The 11,599-nt window shown below is 52.2% G+C and carries 11 protein-coding genes; 7 read left to right on the top strand and 4 right to left on the bottom strand.

Going from position 1 to position 11,599, the window contains the following annotated elements:
- Window positions 1-10: 10 nt before the first annotated feature.
- Window positions 11-550 (bottom strand): replication initiation negative regulator SeqA, encoded by a 540-nt coding sequence (gene seqA, locus NR302_RS05795; protein WP_061717375.1) that lies wholly within the window; start codon window positions 548-550, stop codon window positions 11-13.
- Between the two features lie 248 nt (window positions 551-798).
- Between seqA and ybfF the strand changes: the two genes are divergently transcribed.
- From ybfF to fur, 4 genes are all read left to right on the top strand, one after another.
- On the top strand, window positions 799-1,563 hold the full coding sequence (gene ybfF / locus NR302_RS05790; RefSeq protein WP_258144764.1) for an esterase: 765 nt from the start codon (window positions 799-801) through the stop codon (window positions 1,561-1,563).
- 167 nt (window positions 1,564-1,730) lie between these two features.
- On the top strand, window positions 1,731-2,006 hold the full coding sequence (ybfE, locus tag NR302_RS05785) for a LexA regulated protein (RefSeq protein ID WP_007890670.1): 276 nt from the start codon (window positions 1,731-1,733) through the stop codon (window positions 2,004-2,006).
- A 137-nt stretch (window positions 2,007-2,143) separates the two neighbouring features.
- Entirely contained in the window at window positions 2,144-2,674 is a 531-nt protein-coding gene (fldA, locus tag NR302_RS05780) for a flavodoxin FldA (RefSeq protein ID WP_008107028.1), read from the top strand.
- Between the two features lie 353 nt (window positions 2,675-3,027).
- Entirely contained in the window at window positions 3,028-3,477 is a 450-nt protein-coding gene (gene fur / locus NR302_RS05775) for a ferric iron uptake transcriptional regulator (RefSeq protein WP_007890672.1), read from the top strand.
- Between the two features lie 58 nt (window positions 3,478-3,535).
- On the opposite strand, the gene NR302_RS05770 is transcribed toward fur, so the two are convergent.
- The 3 genes from NR302_RS05770 to nagE all read right to left on the bottom strand — a co-directional run bounded on the left by NR302_RS05770 (window position 3,536) and on the right by nagE (window position 7,978).
- On the bottom strand, window positions 3,536-3,931 hold the full coding sequence (locus tag NR302_RS05770; RefSeq protein WP_258144763.1) for a hypothetical protein: 396 nt from the start codon (window positions 3,929-3,931) through the stop codon (window positions 3,536-3,538).
- 235 nt (window positions 3,932-4,166) lie between these two features.
- A complete protein-coding gene (gene glnS / locus NR302_RS05765) occupies window positions 4,167-5,834 on the bottom strand; it encodes a glutamine--tRNA ligase (protein WP_061717379.1) in 1,668 nt (555 codons plus the stop codon).
- A gap of 152 nt (window positions 5,835-5,986) precedes the next feature.
- Window positions 5,987-7,978, bottom strand: a complete 1,992-nt coding sequence (gene nagE / locus NR302_RS05760; RefSeq protein WP_258145161.1) for an N-acetylglucosamine-specific PTS transporter subunit IIBC — start codon at window positions 7,976-7,978, stop codon at window positions 5,987-5,989.
- A 379-nt stretch (window positions 7,979-8,357) separates the two neighbouring features.
- Between nagE and nagB the strand changes: the two genes are divergently transcribed.
- The 3 genes from nagB (at window position 8,358) to NR302_RS05745 (ending at window position 11,596) form a co-directional block, all read left to right on the top strand.
- Window positions 8,358-9,158 carry a glucosamine-6-phosphate deaminase gene (nagB, locus tag NR302_RS05755; RefSeq protein WP_061717380.1) on the top strand — a complete coding sequence of 267 codons (801 nt, stop codon included), beginning with the start codon at window positions 8,358-8,360 and terminating at the stop codon, window positions 9,156-9,158.
- A gap of 61 nt (window positions 9,159-9,219) precedes the next feature.
- A complete protein-coding gene (nagA, locus tag NR302_RS05750; protein WP_008107041.1) occupies window positions 9,220-10,368 on the top strand; it encodes an N-acetylglucosamine-6-phosphate deacetylase in 1,149 nt (382 codons plus the stop codon).
- 7 nt (window positions 10,369-10,375) lie between these two features.
- Window positions 10,376-11,596 carry an N-acetylglucosamine repressor gene (locus NR302_RS05745; protein ID WP_137385370.1) on the top strand — a complete coding sequence of 407 codons (1,221 nt, stop codon included), beginning with the start codon at window positions 10,376-10,378 and terminating at the stop codon, window positions 11,594-11,596.
- Window positions 11,597-11,599: the final 3 nt, after the last annotated feature.

The following is an 11,599-nucleotide window of genomic DNA, read 5'->3' as shown; positions in this document are numbered from 1 at the left end:
GACGCTTCAGTTAAATGGTGCCGCGAACTTTCTCTGTCAGTTCCTGTGGGAACTGCATAGCCAGCATGATGTGTTCCACCATGCTGCATTTGCGACCTGTATTGGTATTCGTGATCACCCAGTACGGCGTGCCGGGAACGTGCTTCGGCTTGGTATGGGTGCCATTTTGCAGCAGCGTGTGCTCGTCGCCCGCAAAGTAGACGCGGGTACGGCCCTGCAGCGAGGCAGTCGCTTCAGCAAACGCCGCCGGATCAAGACGATAGAGCGTTGACAGTACCAACATGAAGCGGTTAACCGCCTTATTCTGCTCGGCATATTCATCGGAGAGCAGCAGCTCACGTACCGCGCGGACGCGATCCTGAGGACGCGCTTCGCGGCTGGCAGGTTGCGCTTCTTTCACTGATGCACCAGCGGCGGGCGCAGCAGGTGCGCTCTGTCCGGCGGTGAACTTCAACATGCGGCGCAAAATATCAGAGGCGCTTTCACCAATGTGCTGCGTGTGGCTGGCAATATAACGGTAGAGTTCTTCGTCAACTTCAATCGTTTTCATCTTTTTCCGTACGATTCTGGCAAATGACAGAACCACGCATTAGTGCAACGGCCTTAGCAAAATCCAGTCGTGCAAAACGTGAGCGGGTTCTAACATAAGGATTATAAAGTTAAATCCGTGGCAGCCGATAGCGTTGGCAACGTTTCCGGGCAAAAGTCGGAATATGCCCTAATGCCCACCGGCCTGACTGCTGGACAGGTGAATCCATGATAACCTAAGCCAAGGTCACAACCGTAAGAACTTTAGCCATGATTTTGAACGCCCGTCTGCAAACTGAACAATCTGCCCCCGATGCCACGCCGATTCTGTTAATCCATGGTCTTTTTGGCAGCCTTGATAACCTCGGCGTGCTGGCGCGTGGGGTGCGTGATGCACGTCCGACGCTGCAGGTTGATGTGCGCAACCACGGCTTGTCGGCACGTAGCGATGAGATGAATTATCACGTGATGGCGCAGGACATCGTCGAAACGCTGGATGCGCACCAGATCGACCGCACTGGTGTGATTGGCCATTCGATGGGCGGCAAAATCGCCATGGCGCTCAGTGCCATCGCGCCGAAACGCATCGAAAAAATGGTGATGATCGATATCGCGCCCGTTGATTACCAAACGCGCCGCCATGACGAAATTTTTGCCGCTATTCGAGCCGTTACTGCCGCAGGCGTCACGCGCCGCAGTGAGGCCGCTGAGGTAATGCGCCAGCATATTGAAGAAGAAGGCGTAATCCAGTTCATCCTCAAGTCGTTCGCAGAGGGCGAATGGCGCTTTAATGTGCCGGTGTTGTGGGATAACTACAGCACCATCTCCGGCTGGAAAGAGATTCCTGCATGGCCGCATCCGGCACTGTTTATCCGCGGCGGCGATTCGCCTTATCTGGATAATCAGCATCGCGATGCGCTGCTGCGTCAGTTCCCGCAGGCGCATGCACATGTGATCAGCGGAGCTGGACATTGGGTGCACGCCGAGAAACCCGATGCGGTGTTACGCGCCGTTCGGCGTTTTTTTAACCTGTAAAAGCAAAAGCTTGCCGCTTGCGCTTTAGGGTTGGCGTCAGGGAAGGCGCTGGAGTATGATGTCGCGCTAAAAATTTGCCACGGATATTTTTTCGCCGTGGTCGGGCCGATAATGTTTTAATCGCGCAGCGCCTTTCCGCCGTTCGCGCCCACTCAGTTTTACAAACCATGGCAAAAGAACAGACAGACCGCACTACGCTTGATCTCTTCGCAGACGAGCGGCGTCCTGGTCGCCCGAAAACCAGCCCGCTGACGCGTGATGAACAGTTACGCATCAACAAACGCAACCAGCTCAAGCGCGATAAAGTGCGTGGGCTGCGTCGTGTTGAGCTGAAGATGTCGAGCGAGGCGGTTGACGCGCTCAGCACGCTGGCCGATCAGCAAAACATCAGTCGCAGCGAATTGATTGAACAAATGCTGCTGGCACAGCTCAAACTGTCGTAACGCGCGAAGACCGCACGCTGGAACACAAAGTCACGGCTTTACAAGTTCCGCACTTTTTACCGGTCTGCTATTATTCGCATAACTGTGCAGTCAACTGACTTACTTTCACAATCAGGATTCAAGAGGTTACCTAACCCATGGCAATCGTAGGCATTTTCTTCGGCAGCGATACCGGCAACACTGAAAACATTGCAAAGATGATCCAGAAACAACTGGGTAAAGATGTCGCCGAAGTGCATGACATTGCTAAGAGCACCAAAGAAGATCTCGATGCATTCGACATCCTGCTGCTGGGCATTCCAACCTGGTATTACGGCGAAGCGCAGTGTGACTGGGATGATTTTTTCCCGACGCTGGAAGAGATTGATTTCAATGGCAAGCTGGTAGCGCTGTTTGGTTGTGGCGATCAGGAAGATTACGCCGAGTACTTCTGTGACGCGATGGGCACCATCCGTGACATCATCGAGCCAAACGGTGCGGTGATTGTTGGTCACTGGCCAACCGAAGGCTATCATTTCGAAGCCTCTAAAGGTCTGGCCGATGACAAAAACTTCCTGGGTCTGGCGATTGATGAAGATCGTCAACCAGAATTGACCAACGAACGTGTTGAGAAGTGGGTGAAGCAGATCTTCGATGAGCTGCAGCTGAAAGAGATTATTGAAGCTTAATTCCCTGCTCTGCCCGATGTGCGCGCTGCCTCACATCGGGCAACGGAATTTCCTATAAAAATAATAGCTACGGTTTTTTAACTTTTCCCCGCAAATCTGTAGAATACCCGCAATGGTCATCCGCTTATTCCTCTGGCAGTAGAATGAGGCTGAGTGAAATGGAATCCAAAACCCAAGCGTCCTGAAGACGTTAGTGACTTATCCTTACAACCTTTGGTGATTAAGGACGTTGCCTTGGTTTTCATTTCACTGCTTGAGTTCTATAATGAGACGCAAATGAGAATGCGCGTTGACCTAAACATTCAAGGCCCCTGCGCCGCAAGTGACTAGCAAAGTAACAGGACAATATCCGCATGACTGACAACAACTCCGCATTGAAGAAGGCTGGCCTGAAAGTCACGCTACCCAGACTGAAAATTCTGGAAGTGCTTCAGGGACCCGGCCCCGAGTCCCATCACGTCAGTGCGGAAGATTTGTATAAGCGCCTGATCGATATGGGCGAAGAGATTGGTCTGGCAACGGTGTATCGCGTTCTTAACCAGTTTGACGACGCGGGCATCGTAACCCGTCATAACTTTGAAGGCGGCAAATCTGTCTTCGAATTGACTCAGCAACATCACCACGATCACTTGATCTGCCTGGATTGTGGCAAAGTTATCGAATTCAGCGATGAATCAATCGAAACGCGTCAGCGTGAAATTGCCACTCGCCACGGCATCAAGCTTAGCAACCACAGCCTGTACCTGTATGGTCACTGTGCTCTGGGAGACTGCCGCGAAGACGATACGCTCCACGATAAGTAATTGAGTGTGCTATGCAGTATAAAAAAACCGGCTTAAGCCGGTTTTTTTATGTCTGAAATCAGGCAACGAGCGTTTCCTGCAAGTAGCGCCAGCGCGGAATGGCGCTGCTGCAATCCAGTACCGCCAGAGAAATGCGGGTCTGATTGGTGCCATTCATCATCTGCAATTCACGATACTGAATTGTGACTTCGTCGCTTTGCTGCGAAATGATGGCGTGCTCACTGGTGGCAATTCGCATTCCTTCACGCTGCCCCTGCAACTGGCGAAACAGTGTTTCCATCTCATTAAGATCAAGCTGTTTACCCTGTGGCGTGACCATTTTGAAGTCGGGATGAAAGTACGACAAGAACAGATCAATGCTGTCATCACTGCCTTCTGCCTGATTGAAAATACGTTCGATAAGCTGATGTAAAACCACCACGCTATGTTTGGCTTCCAGGGCGAGACTTGTCATTTTTTATCCTTTGATTACCCGCAGAGCAACGGCTGAGAGCGCATAGCCTACCTGAAAAAAAGTTTTTCACACTGGCAAATGGTTTAATTTTGCTAAAGTCAGAATAGTCGCAAATAAGGAATTAAAGGCTAATTGCAGCGGGCAGCATAAAAGGTCGTATCTGGTTAAATCGAGACAATAAAAAAGGGCGATTGCTCGCCCTTTCATGATCTTATCGTGCTAGCGACAAAATGTATTAATCGCCGATTTTTGCCCAGGTATCACGTAAACCAACGGTGCGGTTAAACACCAGTTTGGATGGCTGTGAATAGACGCTATCAGCACAGAAATAGCCTTCGCGTTCGAACTGGTACGGTGCCATTGGATCGGCTGCACGCAAACCTGGCTCAACGAAGCCCTGCTTGATTTCCAGTGAACTCGGGTTGATGGTGGTGAGGAAATCCTCCGCCGCGCCCGGATTTGGCACACTGAACAGACGATCGTACAGGCGGAATTCCGCTGGCAGCGCGTGAATTGCAGAAACCCAATGGATAACGCCTTTCACTTTACGGCCATCGGCCGGATCTTTGCTCAGCGTATCAACGTCGCAGGTACAATAGATGCAGGTGATATTGCCTTCATCATCCTTCGCCACACGTTCGGCACGGATCACGTAAGCATTACGCAGACGCACTTCTTTACCCAGCACCAGACGTTTGTACTGCTTGTTGGCTTCTTCACGGAAGTCCGCGCGATCGATCCACACTTCACGGCTGAATGGCACTTCACGCGTGCCCATCTCCGGTTTGTTCGGATGATTCGGCATGCTGATGATCTCTTCGTGACCGGCAGGCAGGTTCTCGATCACCACTTTCAACGGATCCATTACGGCCATCGCACGCGGTGCGTTTTCATTGAGATCGTCACGAATGCACGATTCCAGTGAAGCCATCTCAACGATATTGTCCTGTTTGGTCACACCAATACGGCGGCAGAACTCACGGATAGAAGCGGCGCTGTAACCACGACGACGCAGACCAGACACGGTCAGCATGCGCGGATCGTCCCAGCCTTCGACAACCTTCTCGCTCACCAGCTGAGTCAGTTTACGCTTCGACATCACCGCGTATTCCAGATTCAGGCGTGAGAACTCGTACTGACGCGGATGCACCGGAATGGTGATGTTATCCAGCACCCAATCGTACAGACGACGGTTATCCTGGAACTCCAGCGTACAGAGAGAGTGGGTAATGCCTTCAATCGCATCCGAAATGCAATGGGTGAAGTCGTACATCGGATAGATGCACCACTTGCTGCCAGTCTGATGGTGATCGGCAAACTTAATGCGATACAGCACTGGATCGCGCATCACGATGAAGCTGGAAGCCATGTCGATTTTGGCACGCAGACAGGCTTTGCCCTCTTCGAAACCGCCATCGCGCATCTTCTGGAACAGCGCTAAGTTCTCTTCCACGCTGCGATCGCGATACGGACTGTTTTTGCCCGGCGCCGTCAGGGAACCGCGATATTCACGGATCTCATCTGCTGACAGTTCATCAACATAGGCCAGGCCTTTGTTGATCAGCTCTACCGCATAGTTGAACAGTTGGTCGAAGTAGTCTGAGGAGTAACGAATGTTGCCGCTCCACTCAAAGCCCAGCCATTGCACATCACGCTTAATGGATTCGACAAACTCCAGATCTTCTTTTACTGGGTTAGTGTCGTCGAAACGCAGATTGCACTGACCTTGGTAATCTTGCGCGATACCAAAGTTCAGGCAGATAGATTTCGCATGGCCAATATGCAGATAACCATTGGGCTCAGGCGGGAAACGGGTATGCACACTGCTGTGCTTACCGCTCGCCAAATCTTCGTCGATGATCTGACGAATAAAGTTCGTTGGGCGGGCTTCAGCCTCACTCATCTCAAAATCCTCAAAAACTATAACGGGTGATTTGTACCACGAAGTAACGGAGTATGATCCACAAAGCGCAGGAGGGAAACAACCGTTTGTTGGTCGTTTTAAAACAAAAAAGGCAGGAATCGCTTCCTGCCTTCTGGCTCAATCACAAGGACTTAGCCTTTAACCTCGTACAGCGGGGTTTGGCCTGCAACCACTGAACCGGTTGCCAGTAAATTCAAACCAGCGAAATCATCGCTATTGCTGACCACAACCGGACTGATCATCGAGCGGGCGTTGGCATTGAGGAAGTCCAGATCCATTTCCAGGATTGGCTGGCCTGCAGTGACCGTTGCACCCTCTTCAACCAGACGCGTGAAGCCTTTACCTTCCAGTGCCACCGTATCCAGACCCATGTGCACGACGATCTCGACACCGTTTTCCGCTTCGAGGCAGAACGCATGGTTGGTATTGAAGATCTTCACCACGGTTCCGGCGGTTGGCGCAACCACGGTTTTACCGGTTGGTTTGATCGCCAGACCATCGCCGACTGCCTTGCTGGCGAACGCTTCGTCAGGCACATTTTCCAGCGCAACAATGTCACCGGTTACCGGCGCCAGCAGCGTGGCAATCACGGCTTTTTCACTGTTCAGCACGGCCTGAGGTTTTACTTCAGCAGCAGGCGCAGCCGTTGACGCGGCAGCGGATGCCGCAACCGGGCCTTTGCTCAGGACAGTTTTCATGGCCATCGCAATGCTTTCTGCCTGGGTACCGACGATAACCTGCACGCTCTGCTTGTTCAGACGAATCACACCGGAAGCACCGAGACGCTTAGCCACACCTTCATTAACCTGCGCAGAATCTTTAACGTTCAGACGCAGACGAGTGATGCAGGCATCGATGTGGGTCAGGTTTTCTGAGCCACCCACAGCCGCAATGTAACGACGTGCCAGAGATTCTGTTTGGCTTTCACCGCTGCCGCTGTTATCGACATTTACGTCATAACCATCGGTTTCATCGCCCGCAGAGAGTTCGCGGCCCGGCGTCATCAGGTTGAATTTCTTGATGGTGAAGCGGAACACCGCGTAGTAGATAACGAAGAACACCAAACCTTGTGGGATCAGCATCCACCAGTGCACCGCCAGCGGGTTACGCGTTGACAGTACCATATCCACCAGACCCGCACTGAAGCCGAAACCGGCAATCCACTGCATGCTCGCGGCGATGAACACTGAAAGACCGGTCAGTGCCGCGTGAATCACATACAGCACCGGTGCCACGAACATGAAGGAGAATTCCAGCGGTTCGGTGATACCGGTAAAGAAGGCTGCAAAAGCCGCCGCCAGCATGATACCGCCGACTTTGGCGCGGTTTTCTGGGCGGGCGCAGTGGTAAATTGCCAGCGCTGCACCTGGAAGACCAAACATCATGATTGGGAAGAAGCCCGCCTGATAACGACCGGTGATGCCTGGGATACCGGTACCTTCAGCGATAGACTGCGCGCCGCCGAGGAATTTAGGAATATCGTTAATGCCAGCAACGTCGAACCAGAATACCGAGTTCAGTGCGTGATGCAGACCAACAGGAATCAGCAGACGGTTAAAGAAGGCGTAGACGCCCGCACCGATTGAACCCATTTTCTGGATATGTTCACCAAAGCTTACCAGTCCACCGAAAATGATCGGCCAGATGTACATCAGCACGAAGGCGACGACAATCATCAGGAAGGAAACAAGGATCGGCACCAGACGGCGGCCGCTGAAGAACGACAGCGCTTTCGGCAGCTCAACATGGCTGAAGCGGTTATAAACCTCAGCAGAGAGAATCCCCACCAGGATACCAACAAACTGGTTATTAATTTTACCGAAGGCGGCAGGAACTTGCTCCACCGGTATTTTCTGAATCATCGCTACCGCAGCCGGTGAACAGAGTGTGGTCACCACCAGGAAGCCGACGAAACCGGTTAACGCTGCTGCACCATCTTTATCTTTTGACATACCGTATGCCACACCAATGGCAAACAGCACGGACATGTTGTCGATGATCGCCGAACCGGATTTGATCAGCAGTGCCGCCAGCGCATTACCTGCGCCCCAGCTATCTGGATCGATCCAATATCCGACACCCATCAAGATTGCCGCTGCCGGCAGAGTCGCTACCGGCACCATAAGCGCGCGGCCGACCTTTTGCAGATATCCTAATACACTCACCTTATTCTCCCCCTATGAGACTGGCGTTTTGCCGTGGCGCAGGTTGATTTTATTATCCCGTCGCCCGGTACCTTGATGACACTTTTCACCACGAGGCGCAGTGTAAAGACAAATTAATTCGCCTCGCAAATTAAAACCACTACAACTGTGACTTTAATCACCAAAATGGTGGTTTGATAATGCGAAATGCTAGCCAGCACCACAAACTTATTTTATGATGAAAAATATCGAGTCGCACTTTTCCCGGATGGCTACTCTTAAACGCATTACGCTTAAAGGCAGAAAACTGTCAGAGAAACGGCAACTCCACATTTCCAATCTTAATTGAGGTGAAGACATGAGACTGATCCCTTTGGCCACACCGACCCAAGTGGGTAAATGGGCTGCACGCCACATTGTTAACCGCATTAATGCGTTTAAGCCTAGCGCAGAACGTCCTTTCGTGCTGGGCCTGCCAACCGGTGGAACACCGCTGGAAGCTTACAAGCACCTGATCGACATGCACAAAGCGGGCCAGGTTAGTTTCGAGCACGTTGTCACCTTCAATATGGACGAGTACGTTGGCCTGCCAAAAGAGCATCCTGAAAGTTACCACAGCTTCATGTACCGTAATTTTTTCGATCACGTTGATATTCAACCGAAAAATATCAATCTTCTGAATGGCAATGCCGAAGATATTGACGCAGAATGTCGCCAATACGAAGAGAAGATCCGCGCTTACGGCAAAATTAACTTGTTTATGGGTGGCGTAGGCAACGATGGTCACATCGCCTTTAACGAACCGGCTTCTTCACTCTCCTCACGTACCCGCATCAAAACCCTGACGCACGACACGCGCATCGCAAACTCACGTTTCTTTAACGGTGATGTGGATCAGGTGCCGAAATACGCCCTGACGGTCGGTGTCGGTACGCTGCTGGATGCCGAAGAAGTGATGATTCTGGTTACCGGCCATCTGAAAGCGCAAGCGCTGCAGGCGGCGGTTGAAGGTAACGTCAACCACATGTGGACCATCAGCTGCCTGCAGCTGCATGCCAAATCTGTCGTGGTCTGTGACGAGCCAGCAACCATGGAATTGAAAGTGAAAACCGTGAAATATTTCCGCGAAATGGAAGCGGAAAATATGAAAGGTGTGTGAGAACACGTTGTAACAAAACCTGCTGCGTTCAGGCAGCAGGCCTAGCCGGGAGAGAGAAACGATGTACGCATTAGTGAACGGCCGGATTTTTACCGGCCATGAAATTCTGGACAATCATGCGGTTGTGATTGCAGATGGCCTGATTGAGCGCGTGTGTCCGCGTGATGCCCTGGACGCGGCAATTGCACAGCAGGATGTGGCTGGTGCGTTTATCGCTCCTGGTTTTATTGATTTGCAGCTCAACGGCTGCGGCGGCGTGCAGTTCAACGATGACATCAATGCATTGAGCGTTGAAACGCTGGAGATCATGCAGCGCGCCAACGAGAAATCCGGCTGCACCAGCTATTTGCCGACGCTGATTACCAGTACCGATGCGCTGATGAAACGCGCCGTCGAAACCATGCGCGCCTATCTGGCGAAGCATCAAAATCAGGCGATTGGCCTGCATCTGGAAGGTCCGTGGCTGAATAAAGCCAAGAAAGGCACGCACAATCCTGAGCTGATTCGCCTGCCGGACGCCGAGTTGGTGGATTTCCTCTGCACCAATGCCGACGTCATCACTAAAGTCACGCTGGCACCTGAAAATGCAGGCAGCGAAGTGATTCGTAAGCTGCGCAATGCCGGCATCATCGTTTCAGCCGGTCACTCCAACGCAACCTATGAAGAAGCAAAAATCGGCTTCAGCGCGGGCGTCAGTTTTGCCACGCATCTTTATAATGCTATGCCAACCTTCGCCGGGCGTGAGCCAGGTCTGATCGGTGCGCTGTTTGATTCGCCTGATGTATACTGCGGCATCATTGCGGATGGTTTACATGTCCATTACGCTAATGTGCGCAATGCAAAACGCATTAAAGGCGACAAACTGGTGTTAGTTACGGATGCCACAGCACCGGCGGGCGCGTCGATTGATCAATTCATTTTTGCAGGCAAAACAATATACTATCGCGATGGCCTGTGCGTGGACGAGAACGGTACGCTGAGCGGTTCTGCCTTGACCATGATTGAAGCGGTGCAGAACAGCGTTGAACATTGCGGTATCGCTCTTGATGAAGCGCTGCGTATGGCAACGCTCTATCCGGCGCAGGCGATGGGTGTGGAGAAGCAGTTAGGCACGGTCGAAGCAGGAAAAGTCGCCAACCTGACTGTCTTTACCCGCGATTATCAAATCACTAAGACGTTCGTCAACGGAGACAACGTCCTCAGCGAGTAAGCATTGAATGACCACTGGCGGCCAGTCTCAAATAGGAAATGTTGATCTTGTTAAACAACTCAATAGTGCTGCCGTCTATCGGCTAATCGATCAACAAGGGCCGATTTCGCGCATTCAGATTGCCGAACACAGCCAGCTTGCGCCCGCCAGTGTCACTAAAATTACCCGCCAGCTCATCGAGCGCGGCCTCATCAAAGAGGTGGAGCAACAAGCCTCCACCGGTGGGCGCCGCGCCATCTCCATCATCACTGAAACCCGTCATTTTCATACTATCGGCGTGCGCTTAGGACGTAATGACGCGACGTTGACGCTGTTTGATCTGAGTGGGAAATCGCTGGCGCAGGAAGATTATCCGCTGCCGGAGCGCACGCAGGAAACGCTGGAGAATGCGCTGTTCAATGCCATCAGCGCCTTTATGGCGGCGCATCAGCGGAAGATTCATGAACTAATTGCCATCTCGGTGATTCTGCCTGGTTTGGTTGATCCCATTAACGGCATCATTCGCTATATGCCGCACATCGCGGTAAGTCACTGGCCGCTGGTTTCCAGCCTGAAAAAACGCTTTAACGTCACCAGCTTTGTGGGCCATGACATTCGCAGCCTGGCGCTGGCCGAGCACTACTTCGGTGCAAGTCGCGATTGCGCAGACTCCATTCTGGTGCGTCTACACCGCGGAACCGGTGCCGGAATCATCGCCAACGGCCATATTTTCCTCGGCAGTAACGGTAACGTCGGCGAGATTGGCCATATTCAGGTCGATCCGTTGGGTGAACGTTGCCACTGCGGCAACTTTGGCTGTCTGGAAACCATTGCAGCGAATGGCGCGATTGAAAACCGCGTGCGTCACCTTCTCAATCAAGGCTATCCCAGTTCATTAACCTTGAATGACTGCCTGATGCCACAGATTTGCCGCGCCGCTAACCACGGCGACGCGCTGGCGTGTGAAGTGATTGAGTATGTCGGCCGCTATTTAGGAAAGGCGATTGCTATCGCCATCAACTTGTTCAATCCACAAAAAGTGGTGTTGGCCGGTGAAATCACTGAAGCCGATAAAGTGCTGTTTCCTGCCATTGAAGGGTGCATTAATACGCAGACGCTTCCCGCTTTCCGTAAAAACTTGCCGGTGGTGCGTTCCGAGCTCGATCATCGCTCGGCGATTGGTGCCTTTGCGCTGGCAAAACGCGCTATGCTGAATGGCATTTTGCTGCAACATCTGCTGGAAGAGTAATCA

The sequence above is a fragment of the Pantoea sp. SOD02 genome, assembly GCF_024707505.1.
GTDB lineage: Bacteria > Pseudomonadota > Gammaproteobacteria > Enterobacterales > Enterobacteriaceae > Pantoea > Pantoea symbiotica.
This window is presented reverse-complemented; position numbering and strand designations above follow the sequence as displayed.